Raw genomic sequence first — 21,377 nt, 5'->3', positions numbered from 1 at the left:
CTGTGCTTACCGGGCCTACGTATCCTGGCGCGTAGGTTCGGTAAGACGGGTGCGCCCAGACAAAGGGCACACCGCAGGTGAGCGGGAAGGGCGGTACGACCGTCAAACGTCCATACCTAATGCCCGCTTGCCGTGAATATTCAGATCGCGCAGCGTGAAGCGCCCTTCCCAGGTGGTTTCATAGTCCTCGCGCGGGAAATCGCCCGGTGATGCGCCTGTCTCCAGCGCCGCTTTCACCTTACGCGCATAGGCCAGATTCTTCTCACACATTGGCGCGGCAGGAATGTACATCACATTGCCCCAGCCCTGCTGATTTTCGACGGGGGCGACGGAGTGGATGACATCGCAATGCCACCATACGGAATCCCCGGCTTCCAGCGGCGGAATGCTGGTTAACGCCGCCATCAGTAAAGGATGCCACTGTTCAGAAACCGGCAGCACCCTGCCCGGCGCGACGCCGCATAATTCATCTTCCGGGACATCATCCAGCAGCGGGCGCAGCAGAATATACGCCATCGCCTCCGGGATAGGGACGACATGAAGCAACCCCTGACCGGGCAGCATATCGGAGAGCGCGGTCCAGCCCTGGAAGGTGCGAAATACCGAGCATTTGGTGGTGTTATCCACCGTATACTCTTCAACTTCGGTACGGTGTGCCGCATTCCACGGATCGTACTGCTCGACGTTGCCGTTAAACACGCTGGCGAATACCCGCTGATAGGCTGGCAGCAGCCAGCGCTCCAGCGCACCGGAGTCGGTATGCGCCCCCAGTCCTTTGGATGTGGTGCCCGGCGGGCGGCGGCGGATGCGATCCGGGTAAATGATGCTGATATCCGGATTAAACCATCGCTTGCCGTCGTGCTCTACCTGCCATAGACGGTTGAGGAACGACTGCGCCAGCGCCATCTCTTCACTTTGGCGGGCCTGCATTTGCGCCTGCGACCAGTAGACAGGATAGATTTCAGGCCGGGAGGCGCTCAGCGTACCGAAAAAATTATCCCCCGGTCCTTTATACACCTCGTCAAAATGGTTCTTGTCCAGATAGTCGAGCATCGACTGGTCCCATGCCAGCGCCTGTTCGCGTGGAAAATGACCTTTAATCACCGCGCACCCGCGGCGCTTAACCTCGGCGCGGGTGGCATCGCTAATGTTGCCCATCGCCAGTTCGCTAAAAGGGATAATTGGCCATACCGGCTGCCCCTGCGCCTTCAGATCGTTAATTTCCGCCACCCGGGCTGCTATGGTGGCGCTCAAACGGTCGAACACCGCCTGTACGTCGCCGATTTGCGCGCGTAGCGCCTGCTTCATCTGACGAATGGCCGCTTTTGGGTCGGCGGGCAGCGTTTCGTGGGTAAAAGGAGTCGTCATATCAACCTCATCATCTTTCGTTCGAAAGTAAAGTTAGTTACATCTGATACTTTAAGTTAAAATAAGGTTAATGCAAGTTTAAAATATTGCAGGAGCGCACAAGGAGAGAAGCGAGAGGAAAACGTAAGGTGGCCAGGACGCCTTAATGTCTTATGCGGCTATTCCTTTCGTTCAGCCACTTTTCATTCGAAATAAATTTGTGGTTCTGCTCACATTGTTATTAAAATGTTTCTGGTCGCAGTTACAGCCAGGAGCTTAAGTATGACCGTTAACGTTGTCGTTACAGATATGGACGGCACTTTTCTCGACGATGCCAAGCAGTACGATCGTGTACGCTTCATGGCGCAATACCAGGAACTGAAAAAACGTAATATCGAATTTGTGGTCGCCAGCGGTAATCAGTACTACCAGTTGATCTCCTTCTTCCCCGAGCTGAAAGACGAAATTTCCTTTGTCGCAGAAAATGGCGCGCTGGTGTATGAACATGGCAAGCAGTTGTTTCACGGGGAGCTAACCCGGCATGAATCGCGGATTGTGATTGGCGAACTGCTGAAGGATAAGCAGCTTAACTTCGTCGCCTGCGGTCTGAAAAGCGCTTATGTCAGCAAAAACGCTCCCGAGACTTTCGTGGCGCTGATGGCCAAACATTATCACCGCCTGCAGCCGGTAAACGATTATCACGACATTGACGATATCCTGTTTAAGTTCTCCCTGAATTTGCCCGATGAACAAATTCCGCTGGTTATCGACAAACTGCACGTATCTTTGGATGGCATCATGAAGCCCGTCACCAGTGGCTTCGGTTTTATCGACCTGATTATCCCGGGACTGCATAAAGCGAATGGCATCAGTCGTCTGTTAAAGCGCTGGAACAGGTCGCCACAGAATGTCGTCGCCATTGGCGACAGCGGTAATGATGCGGAAATGTTGAAAATGGCGCATTACTCTTTTGCCATGGGCAATGCCGCAGACAATATCAAAGCGCTTTCACGTTATCACACTGATGATAATAACCATCAAGGCGCGCTCAACGTCATTCAGGCCGTGCTTGACGGCACCGATCCCTTCTGATTAACAGGCCTGCGTAGGCCTGTTAAGCGTAGCGCCATCAGGCAGTTCGGACATATTGCCGATGGCGCCAGGGCAAATTACAGCATATGTTCGGTACGGGCGATGATATCGTCCTGCGCGTCCGGCGACAGCGCGGTGAAGAAGGCGGAGTAGCCTGCCACACGCACGACCAGATCGCGGTACTGGTCCGGATGTTTTTTCGCATCCAGCAGCGTTTCGCGTGACACGATGTTATACTGAATATGCCAGCCTTTATGCACCTCAAAGAACGTCCGTAGCAGAACCATCAGTTTCTGTTTGTCGGATTCGTTTTCCAGCGTCGTTGGGTTCAGTTTCTGGTTGAGCAGCACGCCGCCGAGAATGGAACCGGTAGGTAATTTGCCTACGGAACCAATCACCGCCGTCGGGCCGAGATGATCCGTACCTGATGCAGGGCTTGCGCCTTCCGCCAGCGGTGTATGCGCTTTGCGACCATCCGGGGTAGCCATAGTCGCGGCGCCAAACGGCACGTTGGCTGAGATAGAGGACGTACCGGCGTAATAGTTGCCGCCCACAGGGCCACGACCGTAGCGCGGGTTATGGTACTGCTTCAGCTCATCAATATAGGTCTGATAAGCGCGCGCCAGCAGGGTATCGACACTGTCATCGTCGTTACCGTACTTCGGCGCGCCGTTAATCAGACGCTGGCGCAGCTGCTCATGGGTCAGCCCGTCAAAGTCATCGGCCAGCGCGGCGGCAAGCTGCTGTTGACCGATAACGCCCTGTTCGAAGACCAGTTTTTTCACGGCGGCGAGGCTGTTGCCCAGGTTGGCGATACCGACCTGGAGACCGGATACCCAGTCATATTTCGCGCCGCCTTGCTTGATACTCTTCGCTCGCTCAATACAGTCATCTACCAGCGCTGAGCAGAGAATATCGTGGACGTTCTCTTCCAGCATGGTGTCGACCACATACTCAATTTCGATCGATTTGCGCGTGTAGTAGCGAATTTGGGTATCCCAGGCGGCCATCACTTCGTCAAAATTGTTAAAGTTGCCTGCGGAGAGCGCCTTTTCCTGCGGCAGAAATACCTTGCCGCTGGTGGCGTCGCGACCGCCTTCCAGCGCCGCCAGCATGACGCGGGCGAAGTTAATAAAGCTCATGCCGGTGCAGCGATAACCCCATTTCCCGCCGACGGCGGTTTCGATACAGCCGATCGCCGCGTAATCGTAAGCGTCCTGCGGTTCGATCCCCAACTTGATAAATTCCGGGATGACGATTTCATCATTGTTAAACGCCGGCATCCCAAAGCCGCAGCGGATGACCTGGACGCAGGCGTCAAGGAAATCGTTACTCATTCCGGCGTGATAACGCACACTGAGGTTGGGCTGGGTAGAACGCAGACGTCCGCAGGACTCCAGAATGGCGTAAGACAGCGGATTCACTGCGTCCATTGGCTGACCGTTGATGAGATTCTGACCGCCAATGGTGACGTTTTGATACAGCGGGCTGCCCGCGGAAGCTTTAGAGTGCGAACCGGAACGGATCTTGTTTACTTCCAGCAGTTTCAGCCAGCAGCTGTGCAGCAGTTCAATGGCGTGCTCACGATCCAGCGTCTGGTTTAGTTCGACATCGCGACGATAATAGGGGTAAAGATACTGGTCCATACGACCAAATGACACCGAGTGACCGTTAGACTCAATTTGTAGAATCAGTTGGATGAAGTAGCACAATTGCAGTGCTTGCCAGAAGGTCTGCGGCGGTTCGTGAGCGATCACCTCGCAGTTTTCCGCGATGGTGAGTAGCTCTTTACGACGGCTTTCACGGGACTCTTCGCCCGCCATCTGGCGCGCCAGCGCGGCAAAGCGCATGATATGCTGGCTTACCGCGTCCAGCACTATATCAATCGCCTTCAGGAACTGCTCGCCATGCAGATCTTCCAGCACGGTCAGGTTGATGCGTGAGCGGCGCTCGGCGACTTTATCGCGCAGGCCATCAAGCCCTTTTTCCAGCAGCAGCGGGAAGTTCACCGCCAGGTGCGCGTCACCGGAAGTCATATTGCCTTCGGCTTTGATAATGCCAGTCGCCAGAAGCCCTTTTTGTTCATCGGTAAACATGCCGTAGCAGCGATCCTGGACGGTTTGACCGCGCCACCACGGACAGACGTCGTGCAGAATACGTTTGTTTTCTTCACTTACGGAAAAACCTGCGCCGGGCCGGTCCGCCAGGTCGTCGATCTCTTTTTCAATCCACGAGACGGTATATTCCGGGAAAATCGGCGCGGCCCGGACTTCACTTGCCTGGTTGCCGACGATCAGTTCATCGTGTTTTATCCAGATAGTGCGTTCCGCCAGGTGATGGGCCAGCGCCAGCGCACGGCGTACCGGAATCGGTTTATCCAGATGCTGCTGATACATTTCGGTATAATGCTGCGCGCGCTCGGTACAGACCGGCGGTTTCACGATATGTACCAGCGCGGTTTTGTGCGCCTTAATGCGGTCACTGAGCGTGTCCAGTTTCAGTTGGGTCATGATAATTATCCTCGTAGGGTCGCGGTTAAACCTTTTTGGCAGGCGTACTTCTGGGCAAAATCAAGTAACGCCGGCGCATCCAGTGGTTTATCCGGGGCATGATAGGGCTGACTGAGTAAGTGGTATTTATTGATGCCCAGCGTGTGGTAGGGCAGAAAATGAATTTCCCCGACGTGCAGTTCGTCGGCGGCAAAGTCGGTAATGGCTTTAATGGTCTCCTCATCGGCATTAAATCCCTGAATCAGCGGGACGCGAATCACCATTTTTTTGCCCGCGGCGGCGAGTTTCCTGAGATTTTCCAGCACCCGCGAGGCGCTGCCATCGGTCCACTGCTTAAACGGCCCGTCGGCGACATGCTTCAAATCAGCCAGAAACAGATCGATATAAGGCAGTGAGGGCGCAATGTATTTCCATGGAACATGCAGACAGGTCTCAACCGATGTATGAATACCGGCGTCATGGCTGGCTTTAAACAGCTCTGCCGCCAGTTCCGGCTGCATAAACGGTTCGCCGCCAGAAAGCGTAAGACCGCCGCCGCTGCGATCGTAAAAAGGTTTATCGCGCAGTACCGTCGCCATGATCTCATCCACGCTTTTTATTTCGCCGCACACGGTTAACGCCTGTGTGGGGCAGCAATGCGCCAGGACTGAAAAATGGGCGTCGGTCAGTTTCTCGCGATGGATGAGCAGGCCGTTTAGCGCGCGCTCAATGACGTCCGGCGCGGCTTGCGCGCACAGGTCGCATCCTTCAAGACACAGCCGCGCGTCGTATAACAGATCCTGAGCGCGGGCGCGGCTTTCCGGGTTCTGGCACCAGCGACAGCCCAACGAACAGCCTTTGAGAAATACTACGGTACGGATACCGGGGCCATCGTGGGTAGAATAGCGCTGAATATTGAAGATCATAAACGGCCTCTCTTATTTCATATAAAGATTAAATTACTTTCGAATGAAAGTTATCTTGATGTGCGTCAACGAATGGAGAGGTTCTGACAAAGAGGCGTTAAATGAGGTACAACATCACGGTTTGAGGTTGTGGTATGGCGTTTAAGATGATGCCGCGCTGCTTGAGCCGATCGTCAGTCGGAGCTTGGGTAAGCTGGCTTTGCGTCTGATGACAGTAATTATCTGTTGATACAGCACGGCCATAAACCGTGCTTCGGTATGTTTATCCGTAAAGTGGCTACTGTCCGCAGACTTCACAGCCGGGGTTGCGTATCAACTTCATTTCGCGGAACTGACAGGTCATCGCATCGTACATGACGATTTTTCCGCTGGCAGGCTGACCGTAATGCGCCAGCAGCTTAATGGCCTCCATTGCCTGTAGCGAACCGATCACGCCAATCAGTGGCGCCATCACCCCTGCCTCTACGCAGGTCAGAGCGTTTTCGCCAAACAGACGGCTCAGGCAGCGGTAACAGGGTTCGTTTTCCCGATACGTAAAGACGGTAACTTGTCCTTCCATACGAATTGCCGCGCCGGAGATTAGCGGCACTTTCGCGGTATAGCACCCGGCGTTAAGTTGATTACGTACGCTAACGTTATCAGTACAGTCCAGTACCAGCGAATGCCCGGCAATCAGGCTGGTCATAGCGTCGTCGTCCAGCCGCGCGTTAACGGGCGTAATGGTAATATGCGGGTTGATTCGCGCCAGCGCGTCGCGGGCGGACTCAACCTTTGGCTGCCCGACCGTGGCGTCGCTGTGCAAGGTTTGACGCTGGAGATTGGAAACGGAAACGGTATCAAAATCGAGTAGCGTCAGTTGCCCGACGCCAGCGCCGGCCAGATACTGCGTTGCCGCGCAGCCGAGTCCGCCCAGCCCGACCACTAATACCCGCGCATCTTTTAACGCTTCCTGCCCTTCAAAATCGAAGCCGCGCAGAATAATTTGTCGGTTATAGCGCAGCATCTCCTGGTCGCTAAGTTCCGCCATTACAGGCCTCCGAACAGAGCATTAAACGGCTCGACTTCCACCCATTCTCCCGGCTCAACATTGCCGCGTTCACGCTCCAGCACAATAAAGCAGTTGCCCAGACTAAACGAGCTGAAAATATGTGAGCCCTGGTGTCCGGTGGTCGTGACCTCCAGTTCGCCGTTGGCGCTACGTTGCAGAATGCCGCGCTGGAAATCGAGACGCCCCGGCGTTTTCTTCAGGCGAGATGTTGTGCGTACACGCTGGCGCGGCGGTACAGCGCTTGCCGTGTTGCCGCCAAGCTTCGCCAGTAAAGGCTGAACCAGTTGATAAAACGTGAGCGCCGCAGAGACTGGATTCCCCGGCAGGCCACAGAACCAGCTATTACTGAGCTTGCCGAAGGCAAACGGTTTGCCTGGCTTGATAGCCAGCTTCCAGAAGGCGATTTCGCCCAGCTCCTCAAGGATGGTTTTGGTATAGTCCGCTTCACCAACCGAGACGCCGCCGGAGCTTATCACTACATCGGCCTGGCTGTCGGCGTCGACAAACGCGGCGCGAAGCTTACCGGGATCGTCAGGAATAATGCCTAAATTGATCACTTCGCAGCCAAGCTGTTGCAGCATCAAATGTATAGTTAGACGGTTAGTGTCATAAATTTGTCCCGCCTCCAGCGGCTGGCCCGGAAGCTGGAGCTCGTCGCCGGTCGAGAACAGCGCTACGCGCACTTTACGTACAACCTGTGCATCGGCAATTCCCAGCGACGCCAGCACTGGCAGTTCGGCAGTAGTCAGGCGCGTACCGGCCGGAAAGACCACCGCATCCTGGCGAATATCCTCGCCGCGGCGGCGGATGTTTTGTCCGCAACGAACATCGGCGGTAAAACGCACGCCGTCATCGGTTTGTTCCGTCTGCTCTTGCATGACGACCGCCTCGCAACCTGCCGGTACCGGGGCGCCGGTCATAATGCGAATGCAGGTTCCCGCAGGCCACTCTCCCTGGTAGGGCTGACCGGCAAATGCTTTGCCGGCGACGGGCAGCGGCTTATCGGCGGACAAATCCGCCACACGTACCGCATAACCATCCATAGCTGAATTATCAAAGCCGGGAACATCGAGGGGAGATACGATATCGGTCGCCAGGATGCGGCCAAAGCAGTTCACCAGCGGCAACGTTTCTACGGCGGTGAGAGGGGTAATACGTGAAAGCATCTGGGTCAGCGCCGTTTCAAGCGGCATCAATCCGGCGGAAAATTCCATGAACATACTCCTGCGAGGCAAAATCGAATCCGGCTATTATGTCAGAAAACAGTGGCGGGCAGTATGCTACCTCGGTCTTAGAGACGGCCTTGCGCCTTTACATACCTTACGCATCTTTCTATATTCAAAAATCGAATGAATAACTCACAACAATTCTGATAGTTATAGTAAAAGTTGTGTGCCACCGTAATGGACCCTAAAAATGAATAAAGCAGTGATTGCGATTCACGGCGGCGCAGGCGCGATTGCTCGCGCGCAAATGAGCCATGAGCAGGAGCTACGCTATATCCAGGCGTTGTCAGAGATTGTTGAAAGCGGGCAAAAGATGCTGGAAGCGGGTGACAGCGCGCTTGATGTAGTGACGGAAGCGGTGCGCCTGCTGGAAGCGTGTCCGCTCTTCAATGCGGGTATCGGCGCGGTCTATACCCGAGACGGGACTCATGAACTGGATGCCTGCGTGATGGACGGCAATACCCTGAAAGCCGGAGCCGTCGCGGGCGTGAGTCATGTTCGCCATCCTGTGCTCGCTGCCAGGCTGGTGATGGAGCGCAGCCCGCATGTACTCATGGTGGGGGAAGGGGCGGAAAACTTTGCCTTTTCACAGGGGATGGCGCGCGTTTCGCCGGATATCTTTTCCACCCCGGCGCGTTACGAGCAATTGCTGGCGGCGCGTGCGGCGGGTGAAATGGCGCTCGATCACAGCGGCGCGCCGCTGGACGAAACGAAAAAAATGGGTACAGTCGGCGCGGTGGCGCGGGATAAATTCGGCAATCTGGCGGCGGCAACGTCTACCGGCGGGATGACCAATAAATTGCCCGGGCGCGTCGGCGACAGCCCGCTGGTCGGCGCCGGGTGTTATGCCAACAACGCCAGCGTCGCCGTTTCCTGTACCGGAACGGGAGAGGTCTTTATTCGCACGCTCGCGGCTTACGATATCGCCGCATTGATGGAATATGGCGGACTCAGCCTTGCCGACGCCTGTGAGCGCGTGGTGATGGAAAAATTACCGGCGCTGGGCGGCAGCGGTGGATTAATCGCCGTTGATCACGAAGGTAATGTCGCGTTGCCGTTTAACAGCGAAGGGATGTATCGCGCCTGGGGATATGCCGGGGATACGCCGACCACAGGAATTTACCGGGAATAAGGAGCCGCAGGTGCCGCACAGCGATGAACTGGATAGCCGCGATGTTCTGTCCGTCAGTGGCCTGAATATCGCGTTTCACCACGAAGGGCAACAGGTAGACGCCGTGCGTAATGTGTCATTACGCCTGAAGCGTGGAGAGACTCTGGCGATTGTCGGCGAGTCGGGATCGGGAAAATCGGTGACGGCGCTGGCGTTAATGCGGCTGATTGAGCAGTCGGGCGCGAACGTGCGCTGCGGCGAAATGCTGTTGCGTCGGCGTAATCGCCAGGTGATTGAGCTGTCTGAGCAGAGTGACGCGCAGATGCGGCGTGTGCGCGGCGCGGATATCGCCATGATTTTCCAGGAGCCAATGACCTCGCTCAACCCGGTATTTACCGTTGGCGAGCAAATTGCCGAATCTATTCGTTTGCATCAGGGCGCCAGTCACGAAGAGGCGCTGGCGGAAGCGAAACGTATGCTCGATCAGGTACGGATCCCGGAGTCGCAGGCGATTTTATCGCGTTATCCGCATCAGCTTTCCGGCGGGATGCGCCAGCGGGTCATGATCGCGATGGCGCTATCCTGCCGTCCGGCGGTATTGATTGCCGATGAACCCACCACGGCGCTGGATGTCACTATCCAGGCGCAAATTCTGCAACTTATCAAAGTGTTGCAGCAAGAGATGTCGATGGGCGTGATTTTTATCACCCACGACATGGGCGTCGTGGCGGATATTGCCGATCGCGTGCTGGTGATGTATCAGGGCGAGGCCGTGGAAACCGGCAGCGTAGAGCAGATTTTCCACGCGCCGACGCATCCTTATACCCAAACGTTACTGGCCGCCGTCCCTCAGCTTGGCGCGATGCGAGGCCACTCGCTGCCACGCCGTTTCCCGTTGATTTCCGCTGACGAACCGGCCCTTTATGAATCGCAGATTGAGCAAGACACGGTGGTGGAAGGCGAACCTATTCTCCAGGTTCGGGGGCTGGTGACGCGATTCCCGCTGCGTAGCGGTCTCTTTAACCGCGTTACGCGTGAAGTTCATGCCGTTGAGAATATCAGTTTCGATCTCTGGCCCGGCGAAACGTTATCGCTGGTGGGCGAGTCCGGTAGCGGAAAATCGACGACCGGACGCGCGTTGCTGCGGTTGGTTGAATCCCGGCAGGGGGAGATTATCTTTAACGGCCAGCGCATTGACTCGCTGTCTGCGGGCAAACTCCAGCCGTTGCGCCGCGATATTCAATGCGTTTTCCAGGACCCTTACGCCTCGCTCGACCCGCGCCAGACCGTGGGGTATTCCATTATGGAACCTTTACGGATTCATGGCCTGGGGCAGGGGGACGCTGCGGCAAAGTGCGTGGCCTGGTTGCTTGAGCGTGTCGGATTACGTCCTGAACATGCCTGGCGTTATCCGCATGAGTTTTCCGGCGGTCAACGTCAGCGCATCTGCATAGCTCGCGCGCTGGCATTGAATCCTAAAGTGATTATTGCCGATGAGGCAGTCTCCGCGCTGGATGTTTCCGTTCGCGGGCAGATCATTAATTTACTGCTCGATTTACAACGGGAAATGGGGATCGCCTACCTGTTTATTTCGCATGATATGGCGGTCGTGGAGCGAATTAGCCATCGCGTGGCGGTGATGTATCTTGGTCAAATTGTTGAGATGGGGCCGCGGCGCGCCGTTTTTGAAAATCCGCAGCATCCTTATACGCGTAAATTGATGGCGGCGGTGCCGGTTGCCGATCCCTCCAGACACCGGCCGCGGCGCGTTCTGCTATCAGATGATATACCCAGCAATATTCATAAACGTGGCGAAGAGACGCCCGCCGTTTCATTACAGTTGGTCGGGCCGGGACATTATGTTGCGCGGCCGCTGCAGGATAATGCGCTCTCGCGCTTATAACATTCAGACAGGCAGGGTTTCAGGAGAACAACATGACGCAATTTATTACGCATAAATGGCTGGCGGCGCTGGGACTGGCCTCATCCATTGCGGCTTTTCCGGCCCTGGCGGCCAAAGATGTGGTGGTGGCGGTAGGGTCTAATTTCACCACGCTCGATCCGTATGACGCCAACGATACACTCTCGCAGGCGGTGGCGAAGTCATTTTATCAGGGGCTGTTTGGCCTGGATAAAGACATGAAGGTAAAAAACGTCCTGGCGAAAGGCTATACCGTTTCTGATGACGGTCTGACCTACACCATTACCCTACGACAGGGGGTGAAATTTCAGGACGGCGCGGATTTTGATGCGGCGGCGGTAAAAGCGAATCTCGATCGCGCCAGCAATCCGGATAACCACCTCAAGCGTTATAACCTGTATAAAAATATCGCAAAAACGGAGGTTGTCGATCCGGCAACGGTAAAAATTACCCTGAAACAGCCGTTCTCCGCTTTCATTAATATTCTGGCGCACCCGGCGACGGCGATGATCTCGCCGCAAGCGCTGGAAAAATATGGCAAGGATATTGGTTTTCATCCGGTCGGTACCGGTCCATACCAGCTTGAAACCTGGAATCAGACCGACTTTGTCAAAGTGAAAAAGTTCGCCGGTTACTGGCAGCAGGGCTTACCCAAGCTGGATTCTATTACCTGGCGTCCGGTTACTGACAACAATACCCGCGCGGCGATGCTGCAAACCGGCGAAGCGCAATTTGCTTTTCCTATCCCTTATGAGCAGGCCGCGTTACTGGCGAAAAATAAAAACCTCGAACTGGTCGCCAGCCCGTCCATTATGCAGCGTTATATCAGTATGAATGTGACGCAGAAGCCGTTTGATAATCCTAAGGTGCGTGAGGCGTTGAATTACGCTATCAATCGTCAGGCGCTGGTTAAAGTGGCGTTTGCCGGATACGCCACGCCGGCGACGGGCGTGGTGCCGCCGTCGATAGCCTATGCGCAAAGCTATCAGCCGTGGCCCTATGATCCGGCTAAAGCGCGCGAACTGTTGAAAGAGGCGGGGTATCCAGACGGTTTCAGTACCACGCTGTGGTCATCGCACAACCATAGCACCGCGCAAAAAGTGTTGCAGTTTACCCAACAGCAACTGGCGCAGATTGGCGTTAAAGCCCGGATAACCGCGATGGACGCCGGCCAGCGCGCCGCGGAAGTCGAGGGCAAAGGGCAAAAAGAGAGCGGCGTGCGAATGTTCTATACAGGCTGGTCGGCGTCGACGGGCGAAGCTGACTGGGCGTTATCGCCGCTCTTCGCATCACAAAACTGGCCGCCGACGCAGTTTAATACCGCTTTTTACAGCAACAAGCAGGTCGACAGCGATTTGGCGGCGGCCTTAAAGACCAACGATCCGCAGGAGAAAACACGATTGTACAAAGAGGCGCAGGATATTATCTGGAAAGAGTCGCCCTGGATACCGTTGGTGGTGGAGAAATTGGTTTCTGCGCACAGTAAAAATTTGACCGGTTTCTGGATTATGCCGGATACCGGTTTCAGCTTTGACGATGCGGATTTGAAGTAAGTAATGCGATGGGGCTGGATGGCGCGCGCGTTGTCCGCCATCCGGTAAAAGGTTCGTGTGATGCTTAACTATGTTCTCAAGCGCCTGCTGGGATTAATTCCTACGCTGTTGATTGTGGCAGTGCTGGTGTTTTTATTTGTTCATTTGTTGCCCGGCGACCCGGCGCGGCTGATAGCCGGACCGGAAGCCGACGCGCAGGTGATCGCGCTGGTTCGTCAGCAGCTGGGGCTTGATCAGCCGCTTCATGTCCAGTTTTGGCATTACATCACCCATGTTTTACAAGGCGATTTCGGGACGTCAATGGTTTCCCGCCGCCCGGTTTCTGAGGAGCTCGCCAGCCGCTTTTTGCCGACGCTGTGGCTGACGATAACCAGTATGATATGGGCGGTGCTGTTTGGCATGGCGATCGGCATCGCCGCCGCCGTGTGGCGTAATCGCTGGCCTGACCGGTTAGGAATGACGCTTGCCGTGACCGGCATTTCTTTTCCGGCTTTTGCGCTGGGAATGTTGTTAATGCAGATTTTTTCCGTGGATCTGGGCTGGCTACCGACCGTGGGGGCGGATAGCTGGCAACATTATATTTTACCCTCCCTGACGCTTGGCGCGGCGGTGGCATCCGTCATGGCGCGTTTTACGCGCTCCTCGTTTGTCGATGTCCTGAGCGAGGATTACATGAGGACCGCGCGGGCGAAAGGCGTCAGTGAAACGTGGGTGGTGTTAAAACATGGCCTGCGCAATGCAATGATCCCGGTCGTCACCATGATGGGACTGCAATTTGGCTTTTTGCTTGGCGGCTCGATCGTCGTTGAAAAAGTGTTTAACTGGCCGGGGCTTGGGCGATTACTGGTCGACTCCGTCGACATGCGCGACTACCCCGTGATTCAGGCAGAAGTGCTGCTGTTTTCTCTGGAATTTATTCTTATCAACTTAGTGGTGGATGTTCTCTATGCCGCCATTAATCCGGCTATCAGGTATAAGTAAGGATGCGATTATTTAACTGGCGCCGTCAGGCGATTTTACATGCTATGCCGGTGGTAAAACCCGACCAGATACGCACGCCGTGGCGGGAGTTCTGGCGTCGTTTTCGCCGCCAGCATGTCGCGTTGGTCGCCGGGGGATTCGTACTGGCGTTAATTCTGGTGGCGATTTTTGCCCGTTGGCTGACGCCCTACGATGCGGAAAACTATTTTGACTACGATAGCCTGAACAATGGCCCCTCTTTGCAGCACTGGTTTGGCGTTGACTCGCTGGGAAGAGACATCTTTAGCCGGGTTCTCGTTGGGGCGCAGATCTCACTGGCGGCGGGCGTGTTCGCGGTATTTATCGGCGCGATAATCGGTACGGTGTTGGGATTGCTGGCGGGATATTATGAAGGCTGGTGGGATCGTTTTATTATGCGCATTTGCGATGTGCTGTTCGCCTTCCCCGGCATTTTGCTGGCGATTGCCGTTGTGGCGGTGTTAGGCAGCGGTATTGCTAATGTGATCGTTGCGGTGGCGATTTTCTCTATTCCGGCGTTTGCTCGTCTGGTGCGCGGAAATACCCTGGTCTTAAAACAGCAGACGTTTATTGAGTCTGCCCGCAGTATCGGCGCCAGCGACACGACGATTTTGTTTAGCCATATATTGCCGGGAACGGTCTCGTCAATTGTGGTTTTCTTTACGATGCGTATCGGTACGTCAATTATTTCCGCGGCAAGCCTGTCATTTCTCGGATTAGGCGCGCAGCCGCCAACGCCGGAGTGGGGAGCGATGCTCAATGAAGCGCGGGCGGATATGGTCATCGCGCCGCACGTAGCGCTCTTCCCGGCGGTGGCGATTTTCCTGACTGTGCTGGCGTTTAACCTGTTAGGCGACGGGTTGCGCGATGCGCTGGACCCGAAGATTAAGGGGTAAGCCAGCCCGGTGGCGTTGACGCCTGGCGGGCCTGGAACGGGCTCGTCAGGCGGGATAACACATCCGGCACCCGCGCCGGGGGAGGTGGCGTTAAACCCGACTGCCCCACAAATCATATTCGTCGGCGTTTTCCACTTTCACGCGCACGATATCGCCCGGCTTGACGTTGGTTTCGCCGTTCAAATAGACCGCGCCGTCAATTTCCGGCGCATCCGCCATGCTACGCCCGATAGCGCCTTCTTCGTCAACCTCATCGACGATCACCAGAATTTCGCGGCCCACTTTTTCCTGCAAGCGCTCAGCGGAGATTTGCTGTTGCAGTTGCATAAAGCGGTTCCAGCGCTCTTCTTTCACCTCTTCCGGCACCTGATCCGGCAGGTCATTCGCGCCTGCGCCTTCCACCGGGCTGTACTTGAAGCAGCCTACACGATCGAGGCGCGCCTCTTTCAGGAAGTCGAGCAGCATCTGGAAGTCTTCTTCCGTTTCGCCGGGGAAGCCGACAATAAAGGTGGAGCGTAGGGTCAGTTCCGGGCAGATTTCGCGCCACTGCTTAATGCGCGCCAGCTGGCGGTCAACGGAACCGGGACGTTTCATCAGTTTAAGAATCCGCGGGCTGGCATGTTGCAGCGGAATGTCCAGATAAGGCAGGATTTTGCCTTCCGCCATTAGCGGAATCACATCATCAACGTGTGGGTAGGGGTAGACGTAGTGCAGACGTGTCCAGACGCCCAGTTTTGATAACTGTTCGCACAGGCTCACCATACTGGTTTTCACCGGTTCGCCATTATGGAATCCGGTGCGGTGCTTCACATCTACGCCGTAGGCGGAGGTATCTTGCGAAATCACCAGAATCTCTTTGACCCCGGCATCAACCAGACGTTTCGCTTCGCTTAATACGTCGCCAATCGGACGGCTGACCAGATCCCCGCGCATCGACGGGATGATGCAGAACGTGCAGCGGTGATTACAGCCTTCAGAAATTTTCAGATACGCATAATGGCGCGGCGTCAGTTTTACACCCTGTTCTGGTACGAGGCTTAAAAATGGATTGTGCTTCGGCTTCGGTACGTAATGATGTACGTGCTGCAGAACTTGCTCATAGCTATGCGGCCCGGTGATTTCCAGTACTTTCGGATGCACTTCGCGGATCTGATCTTCTTTTGCGCCCAGGCAGCCGGTGACGATTACCTTACCGTTTTCGTTCAGCGCTTCGCCAATGGCTTCCAGTGACTCTTGTACCGCGCTGTCAATAAAGCCACAGGTATTAACGATAACCATATCCGCATCGTCATAGCGTGGCACAACGTCATAGCCTTCGGTACGAAGCTCAGTCAGGATTCGTTCCGAATCAACGAGGTTTTTCGGACAGCCCAGGGAAACGAAGCCGATCTTTGGCTGGTGGGTTACATTACTCATAGCTTAAAAAGTGTTCATTTATTGGAATGGTCAGGGCAGGGATTCTACAGATATCCGAACAAAAATTGTATCGCAATCTCATCGGGAGCGGCGGCATCAACCGTTGTGGTTATCAGCAAAAGGTGAAAAAGGGCAATTCTAAGAAAATTCTTGATCTCTGACACCCCTTTGTCTAAAAAACGACCATACTATTAAGTTGAACCCTGGTAGAAAAGAGGAGGAAAAAAGGTATGGTCGTTGACAGACTGAGAACCGATCTTCTCAACAAGCTGATAAACGCGCGTATCGATCTTGCCGCTTATCTGCAATTGCGAAAAGCGAAGGGGTATATGTCAGTCAGCGAAAGTGACACTCTGCGTGACAATTTTTTTGAACTGAATCGCGAGCTCCACGATCACGCTTTACGGCAGGGACTGCATCTCGATCAGGAAGAGTGGAACGCGCTGCGCCGTGCCGAAGGCGCGCTTGCAGCCGCCGCCGTTTGTTTAATGAGCGGACACCATGATTGTCCGACCTTTATTGCCGTCAACGCAGATAAACTTGAAAACTGTCTGACAACTTTGACGCTGAGTATTCAGAGTCTGAAAGCACATTCACCGCTTACACAGGTCTGAACAAGGGGAGGCGACTCCTGAGGAATCCCCAGCAAACCAAGACAGGCATAGTGTTATGTGATCTAATTGATTGCGCTAACACTTTCAAGGAAATCATCACTATGCCTGCTCGTTCATTATGCCAAAAATCCTTTAAAAATATACTGGAGCCTTTGCACCTTTACCGCCGTCAATCTCTGATTGAGGCTACCAGTGTAGTGATTAACAGTGCATCTCTTACACTTATTCAGTATTGGGCGTGATTTGTCAGGAGTAGCATCGGTCAGGCACAAGACAAAACGTATCGATCGACTTCGGGGAAAGTCTCACTTGCAGAATGAAGTTTCAGATACTTTTTCAGCGTGTTACTAAAAAATCACGGAGGGAATGACCCGGGTTGTCATGCTCTCCTATATGCCAGCCTGTTTTCCGCCAAAGGTGACTAAATTCGGTTCACCAGACAATCGTTGATGTTCTTAGGGAACGGTATAGTCGAATTCACTCCTGAAACAGGTACGGAATGTCGGCCGTTTACTATTCTGAAACGTTATTTATATCAAATAATTAAATTTTATTTTTATCTTTGTTATTGTAACAATAAATTACATGTTTCTTTCTGTTATCAGCGAACCTGAACCAATTTTAATGGGGGGTTAGATAAAAGCTAATTCAGAAAATTATGTTTTTAAGATATATTGAATTATCAGATGCTCCATTCAAATGAGAGACGAGAATGCAAACGTTAGAACGGTTTTTTCTTTTCGTTACGGGGGACCAACCTGAACGATTTGAAAAAGCAAATAGCAGTTGTGCTGATAGCGTAATCCTTGATTTAGAAAATGCGGTGTCATCTGAGAAAAAAATAATTGCCAGAGAAAATGCTCTGAATTTCATGAGTAATGATGAAAAAGTACTGATTGCTGTACGTGCAAAAATTGTAATAACTTCACGCCTGGCTGGATCATATCCTTCTGTTGACGGTATCACAACTGAATTTATGAAAAACGAGTTGACAATACAAAATGCTATTCACTCCTGTAAAATGGGGTTCAGTGGCAAGGTATGTATTCACCCTCCACAAATTTCACATGTAAACAGAGCATTCAGCTATTTAAAACAAGAAATCGAGTGGGTTCCCCAGATTATGCGACTGGCTCAATATCCCCATGGAGCGTTCAGTCATGAAGGGCAAATGGTGGATAAACCGTTACTGGAAAAAGCAAAAAGGATTTTGGCTCATAGCATTTAGTAAATATATGAAGGAGTCACCAATGAAAGCTTTAGTTTGTGTAAAACAAGTTGTCGATCATAACGTTAGAATTAGAATAAAGCGAGATCATTCTGATGTTGATATTTCTGATTCAAAACTCAGTATCAATCCATTTGATGAAATTGCAGTTGAAGAAGCAGTACGTTTAAAAGAACGGGGATTAATCAGTGAGGTTGTTGTAGTGTCTATAGGAAACACAGGTGTAGGGGATGTATTGCGTACAGCACTGGCAGCAGGGGCAGACAGGGCAATACACATATTAACAAAAAACTCTCTTACACCACTAATTGTGGCCAAAACTATCACCGCTATTACCCGGAATGAAAAACCCGATATTATATTATTAGGCAAGCAAGCTATTGACGATGATTGTAATCAGGTAGGCCAAATGCTGGCAGCATTACTCGATCTTCCCCAAGCCACTAATGTTAGTGAAATTACTATTTCTGATAATTCATTAACTGCTGTTCGTGAGGTTGATGGAGGATTAGAAACGTTAAATTTATCCCTGCCTGCAGTACTCACTACAGATCTACGTCTGAATACACCGAGGAATATCAGCTTGCCGAATGTTATTAAAGCCAAAAAGAAACCTGTTAAGGAGATAGATTTCGATTCACTTGGTATTAACCCGTCATCCAGATTGACTATTATTAAAGTTGATGAGCCAGCAAGAAGGAAAGCAGGCATAATCGTTCCAGATATTAACACGCTGCTAGATAAATTAAAAAACGAAGAAAAAGTAATTTAAGGAGGAAAATATGGCTTCTTTAGTTATTGCTGAACATAACGGCAATACTCTTTTACCTTCAACACTCAGTACTATCACTGCGGCAAAAGCCATTAATAGTGATATAGATATACTTATGTTAGGATATGGTATAGAAAGTATTGCAGTTAAAGCCAGTCATATTCAGGGGATATCCACTGTATTTGTTGCTGACAGCCCACTATTCGAACACCTTCTGGCAGAGAATGTGGAAAAACAGATCAGCTATTTTTTGAATAGTGGGAAAAATCATTATCAGTCCATTCTTTTTCCTGCAAGCTCTTTTGGAAAAAACTGTGCGCCACGCTTAGCAGCAAAACTTGATGTATCTCAGATTAGTGATATTACGCGTGTCATTGATCAACATACTTTTGAACGTCCAATCTATGCGGGTAACGCTATTGCCACAGTACACAGTGATGATGAATATAAAGTGATAACTGTTCGTCCTACCTCATTTGCGGCTGCGGCTGCGGTTGCGGAAGATGAGGGAAAAGCCCCCATTGAATTTACAGAGGTTGTTCTTGGTTCAGATCAGGTAAAATTTATTAGCCAACATGTTAATAAAAGTAACCGTCCAGACTTACAATCCGCCAGAGTTGTAGTATCAGGTGGACGAGGAGTAGGAAGTGCACAGGCATTCAAAGAACTTGTTGATAACCTGGCAGATAAATTAGGCGCTGCCGTGGGGGCAAGCCGGGCTGCTGTAGATGCTGGTTATGCACCAAATGATTATCAGATTGGCCAGACCGGAAAAATCGTTGCGCCTCAACTTTATATTGCTCTGGGAATTTCTGGCGCCATACAACATCTTGCCGGGATGAAAGAGTCAGGCGTCATTGTCGCTATTAATAAGGATCCTGACGCTCCTATCTTTTCTATTGCGGATTATGGTTTGGTAGCTGATATTTTCAAAGCTGTACCTGAACTTATCGATAAATTATAAATCATATTTTTTCCTCCTTAAAGGTAACTTTTATGCAATATACTGATATTCAAATTTGGCAGCCTGGCATTCTGCGCAACACCGATTATCTTAACCCCGGTCCCGCTAAGCTGCTGGCCGCCACTCTGGATAAAGACATCAAAATCTTTAAAGAGGGGGGCGTTCTGCCAGAATTATGGCACTGGCTCTATTTTCTTCCTGTCGACCGCCAGTCAGATCTATCTGCTGATGGTCATCCGATAAAAGGTCATTTTCTACCCCCTGTTGGCGCTGGTTTATTGAGGAAAAAATTATGAAAAGTATTGAAAAGGATAAATATCAGGATATTCGTGATGCGGTTCGTTCATTATGTAGTGAATTTGATGATAAATATCACCGTAAGATAGATGAAGCAAAAGCCTATCCTGAAGAGTTTGTTAATAAACTAACCAAAGCTGGTTGGCTGGCTGCGCTCATCCCGGAGGAATTTGGAGGGTCAGGGCTTGGTTTAACTGAAGCATCTATTATCATGGAAGAGATCAATAGATCGGGTGGAAACTCTGGAGCCTGCCATGGTCAGATGTATAACATGAATACGTTGTTACGTCATGGATCCGATAAACAGAAAGAATTCTGGCTGCCACGGATAGCTACTGGTGAATGGCGCCTGCAGTCGATGGGCGTCACAGAACCCACAGCAGGTACAGATACCACCAGAATTAAAACTACAGCTGTAAAAAGAGAAGACCGGTATGTGATAAACGGACAAAAAGTCTGGATTTCACGTGTTCAACATTCAGACTGGATGATTCTTCTGGTTCGAACTACTCCGCTTGCAAATGTAAAACGTAAATCCGAAGGGATGTCTATTTTCATGGTTGATATTAAAGAAGCTATGAAAAATGGAATGACAGTACGACCTATTCCCAATATGGTCAATCATGAAACCAACGAGCTCTTTTTTGACAACCTGGAAATTCCCGAAGAAAATCTTATTGGTGAAGAGGGTATGGGTTTTCATTACATACTTGATGGTTTAAATGCAGAGCGTACCTTGATTGCGGCAGAATGTATAGGCGATGGATATTGGTTTATGGATCGTGTTACTCGCTATACCTGCGAGCGTGAGGTTTTTGGTCGTCCCATTGGTCAGAACCAGGGGGTGCAGTTTCCTATTGCAGAAGCATTTATTGCAGTGGAAGCGGCTAATCTGATGCGTTTTAAAGCGTGCGAGCTTTTTGATCAGCATCTTGATTGTGGAGCACAGGCTAATATGGCGAAATACCTTGCTGCGAAAGCCAGCTGGGAAGCAGCCAATGCCTGCCTGCAATTTCATGGTGGATATGGTTTTGCCTGTGAGTATGATATCGAACGAAAGTTTAGAGAAACACGTTTATATCAGGTTGCTCCCATATCTACCAACCTGATCCTGAGCTATATCGCTGAGCATGTGCTGGAGATGCCACGTTCATTCTGATGTCAAATCAATTGGAAAAATATTATGAAACAGTTACCTCTGTCCGGAGTCATTATAGTCTCGATTGAACATGTCATTGCCACTCCCTTCTGTACCCGACAGTTGGCTGATTATTTCTCGCGGGTAACTATAATAGAATGCCAAGAAAACAGGGACTTTTCCTGCAATTATGATGAACGGCTTAAAAATGATTTGTGTATATTCTTTTTCATCTGAGGGAGAAAGCTAAATATAAATGTTATGGAATGCTTCATCATCACCGAAATTTTTTTAATAGTTGATAACTGGCTATATAGTCTTATAGGCACCTTTTTCTAAG

The 21,377-nt window shown here is 51.9% G+C and carries 18 protein-coding genes and 1 pseudogene; 13 read left to right on the top strand and 6 right to left on the bottom strand.

Going from position 1 to position 21,377, the window contains the following annotated elements:
• Window positions 1–102: 102 nt before the first annotated feature.
• Complete coding sequence (locus J4617_RS07010) at window positions 103–1,368, bottom strand: DUF1479 domain-containing protein (RefSeq protein WP_017465720.1); 1,266 nt, start codon at window positions 1,366–1,368, stop codon at window positions 103–105.
• Between the two features lie 261 nt (window positions 1,369–1,629).
• On the opposite strand from J4617_RS07010, the gene J4617_RS07005 reads away from it, so the two are divergent.
• Window positions 1,630–2,439 carry a Cof-type HAD-IIB family hydrolase gene (locus tag J4617_RS07005; RefSeq protein ID WP_000217910.1) on the top strand — a complete coding sequence of 270 codons (810 nt, stop codon included), beginning with the start codon at window positions 1,630–1,632 and terminating at the stop codon, window positions 2,437–2,439.
• Window positions 2,440–2,516: 77 nt separating this feature from the next.
• Here J4617_RS07005 and J4617_RS07000 read toward each other — a convergent pair whose 3' ends face one another.
• The 4 genes from J4617_RS07000 to moeA form a co-directional block, all read right to left on the bottom strand.
• On the bottom strand, window positions 2,517–4,949 hold the full coding sequence (locus J4617_RS07000; protein WP_000192655.1) for a glycyl radical protein: 2,433 nt from the start codon (window positions 4,947–4,949) through the stop codon (window positions 2,517–2,519).
• A gap of 5 nt (window positions 4,950–4,954) precedes the next feature.
• Window positions 4,955–5,854 (bottom strand): glycyl-radical enzyme activating protein, encoded by a 900-nt coding sequence (locus J4617_RS06995; protein ID WP_017465719.1) that lies wholly within the window; start codon window positions 5,852–5,854, stop codon window positions 4,955–4,957.
• Window positions 5,855–6,131: 277 nt separating this feature from the next.
• Window positions 6,132–6,881, bottom strand: coding sequence for a molybdopterin-synthase adenylyltransferase MoeB (moeB, locus tag J4617_RS06990; RefSeq protein WP_000829278.1), 750 nt, complete (start codon window positions 6,879–6,881; stop codon window positions 6,132–6,134).
• Window positions 6,881–8,116, bottom strand: coding sequence for a molybdopterin molybdotransferase MoeA (gene moeA / locus J4617_RS06985; protein WP_017465718.1), 1,236 nt, complete (start codon window positions 8,114–8,116; stop codon window positions 6,881–6,883). The genes moeB and moeA overlap by 1 nt, the downstream gene beginning before the upstream one ends.
• 202 nt (window positions 8,117–8,318) lie before the next feature.
• Between moeA and iaaA the strand changes: the two genes are divergently transcribed.
• From iaaA to gsiD, 5 genes are read left to right on the top strand one after another with little or no spacing between them, the layout of a single operon-like run.
• Window positions 8,319–9,260, top strand: coding sequence for a beta-aspartyl-peptidase (iaaA, locus tag J4617_RS06980; RefSeq protein WP_001030503.1), 942 nt, complete (start codon window positions 8,319–8,321; stop codon window positions 9,258–9,260).
• Window positions 9,261–9,270: 10 nt separating this feature from the next.
• Window positions 9,271–11,142 (top strand): glutathione ABC transporter ATP-binding protein GsiA, encoded by a 1,872-nt coding sequence (gene gsiA / locus J4617_RS06975; protein ID WP_208290679.1) that lies wholly within the window; start codon window positions 9,271–9,273, stop codon window positions 11,140–11,142.
• Between the two features lie 32 nt (window positions 11,143–11,174).
• Complete coding sequence (gene gsiB, locus J4617_RS06970; protein ID WP_000191440.1) at window positions 11,175–12,713, top strand: glutathione ABC transporter substrate-binding protein GsiB; 1,539 nt, start codon at window positions 11,175–11,177, stop codon at window positions 12,711–12,713.
• A gap of 60 nt (window positions 12,714–12,773) precedes the next feature.
• Window positions 12,774–13,694, top strand: coding sequence for a glutathione ABC transporter permease GsiC (gene gsiC / locus J4617_RS06965; protein WP_208290678.1), 921 nt, complete (start codon window positions 12,774–12,776; stop codon window positions 13,692–13,694).
• Between the two features lie 2 nt (window positions 13,695–13,696).
• Window positions 13,697–14,608, top strand: a complete 912-nt coding sequence (gene gsiD / locus J4617_RS06960) for a glutathione ABC transporter permease GsiD (protein WP_001236024.1) — start codon at window positions 13,697–13,699, stop codon at window positions 14,606–14,608.
• A gap of 90 nt (window positions 14,609–14,698) precedes the next feature.
• On the opposite strand, the gene rimO is transcribed toward gsiD, so the two are convergent.
• Entirely contained in the window at window positions 14,699–16,024 is a 1,326-nt protein-coding gene (gene rimO, locus J4617_RS06955) for a 30S ribosomal protein S12 methylthiotransferase RimO (RefSeq protein WP_000073314.1), read from the bottom strand.
• Between the two features lie 230 nt (window positions 16,025–16,254).
• On the opposite strand from rimO, the gene bssR reads away from it, so the two are divergent.
• The 7 genes and pseudogenes from bssR to J4617_RS06925 all read left to right on the top strand — a co-directional run bounded on the left by bssR (window position 16,255) and on the right by J4617_RS06925 (window position 21,058).
• A complete protein-coding gene (gene bssR, locus J4617_RS06950; RefSeq protein WP_000259651.1) occupies window positions 16,255–16,638 on the top strand; it encodes a biofilm formation regulator BssR in 384 nt (127 codons plus the stop codon).
• A gap of 101 nt (window positions 16,639–16,739) precedes the next feature.
• Window positions 16,740–16,986 (top strand): annotated as a pseudogene (locus tag J4617_RS22950) (IS4 family transposase); the annotation flags it as partial.
• 364 nt (window positions 16,987–17,350) lie between these two features.
• A complete protein-coding gene (locus J4617_RS06945; protein ID WP_001521476.1) occupies window positions 17,351–17,866 on the top strand; it encodes a CoA ester lyase in 516 nt (171 codons plus the stop codon).
• A gap of 22 nt (window positions 17,867–17,888) precedes the next feature.
• Window positions 17,889–18,638: an electron transfer flavoprotein subunit beta/FixA family protein gene (locus tag J4617_RS06940; RefSeq protein WP_001521753.1), complete on the top strand. Its 750-nt coding sequence runs from the start codon at window positions 17,889–17,891 to the stop codon at window positions 18,636–18,638.
• 10 nt (window positions 18,639–18,648) lie between these two features.
• The gene (locus J4617_RS06935) at window positions 18,649–19,602 is read left to right on the top strand and encodes an FAD-binding protein (RefSeq protein WP_000157772.1); all 954 of its coding nucleotides are present in this window, start codon (window positions 18,649–18,651) and stop codon (window positions 19,600–19,602) included.
• Window positions 19,603–19,634: 32 nt separating this feature from the next.
• Window positions 19,635–19,898 (top strand): hypothetical protein, encoded by a 264-nt coding sequence (locus J4617_RS06930; protein ID WP_001528824.1) that lies wholly within the window; start codon window positions 19,635–19,637, stop codon window positions 19,896–19,898.
• Window positions 19,895–21,058 carry an acyl-CoA dehydrogenase family protein gene (locus J4617_RS06925; RefSeq protein ID WP_000835387.1) on the top strand — a complete coding sequence of 388 codons (1,164 nt, stop codon included), beginning with the start codon at window positions 19,895–19,897 and terminating at the stop codon, window positions 21,056–21,058. The genes J4617_RS06930 and J4617_RS06925 overlap by 4 nt, the downstream gene beginning before the upstream one ends.
• Window positions 21,059–21,377 lie beyond the last annotated feature (319 nt).

Source organism: Salmonella sp. 32010601201800023SM, from assembly GCF_017572235.1.
GTDB classification, from domain to species: Bacteria; Pseudomonadota; Gammaproteobacteria; order Enterobacterales; family Enterobacteriaceae; genus Salmonella; species Salmonella enterica.
This window is presented reverse-complemented; position numbering and strand designations above follow the sequence as displayed.

Excerpts from the sequence above, each read along its gene's own strand:
- J4617_RS07010 (WP_017465720.1), bottom strand. The coding sequence starts at position 1,368 with ATGACGACTCCTTTTACCCACGAAACGCTGCCCGCCGACCCAAAAGCG.
- J4617_RS07005 (WP_000217910.1), top strand. The coding sequence starts at position 1,630 with ATGACCGTTAACGTTGTCGTTACAGATATGGACGGCACTTTTCTCGAC.
- J4617_RS07000 (WP_000192655.1), bottom strand. The coding sequence starts at position 4,949 with ATGACCCAACTGAAACTGGACACGCTCAGTGACCGCATTAAGGCGCAC.
- J4617_RS06995 (WP_017465719.1), bottom strand. The coding sequence starts at position 5,854 with ATGATCTTCAATATTCAGCGCTATTCTACCCACGATGGCCCCGGTATC.
- moeB (WP_000829278.1), bottom strand. The coding sequence starts at position 6,881 with ATGGCGGAACTTAGCGACCAGGAGATGCTGCGCTATAACCGACAAATT.
- moeA (WP_017465718.1), bottom strand. The coding sequence starts at position 8,116 with ATGGAATTTTCCGCCGGATTGATGCCGCTTGAAACGGCGCTGACCCAG.
- iaaA (WP_001030503.1), top strand. The coding sequence starts at position 8,319 with ATGAATAAAGCAGTGATTGCGATTCACGGCGGCGCAGGCGCGATTGCT.
- gsiB (WP_000191440.1), top strand. The coding sequence starts at position 11,175 with ATGACGCAATTTATTACGCATAAATGGCTGGCGGCGCTGGGACTGGCC.
- gsiC (WP_208290678.1), top strand. The coding sequence starts at position 12,774 with ATGCTTAACTATGTTCTCAAGCGCCTGCTGGGATTAATTCCTACGCTG.
- gsiD (WP_001236024.1), top strand. The coding sequence starts at position 13,697 with ATGCGATTATTTAACTGGCGCCGTCAGGCGATTTTACATGCTATGCCG.
- rimO (WP_000073314.1), bottom strand. The coding sequence starts at position 16,024 with ATGAGTAATGTAACCCACCAGCCAAAGATCGGCTTCGTTTCCCTGGGC.
- bssR (WP_000259651.1), top strand. The coding sequence starts at position 16,255 with ATGGTCGTTGACAGACTGAGAACCGATCTTCTCAACAAGCTGATAAAC.
- J4617_RS06945 (WP_001521476.1), top strand. The coding sequence starts at position 17,351 with ATGCAAACGTTAGAACGGTTTTTTCTTTTCGTTACGGGGGACCAACCT.
- J4617_RS06940 (WP_001521753.1), top strand. The coding sequence starts at position 17,889 with ATGAAAGCTTTAGTTTGTGTAAAACAAGTTGTCGATCATAACGTTAGA.
- J4617_RS06935 (WP_000157772.1), top strand. The coding sequence starts at position 18,649 with ATGGCTTCTTTAGTTATTGCTGAACATAACGGCAATACTCTTTTACCT.
- J4617_RS06930 (WP_001528824.1), top strand. The coding sequence starts at position 19,635 with ATGCAATATACTGATATTCAAATTTGGCAGCCTGGCATTCTGCGCAAC.
- J4617_RS06925 (WP_000835387.1), top strand. The coding sequence starts at position 19,895 with ATGAAAAGTATTGAAAAGGATAAATATCAGGATATTCGTGATGCGGTT.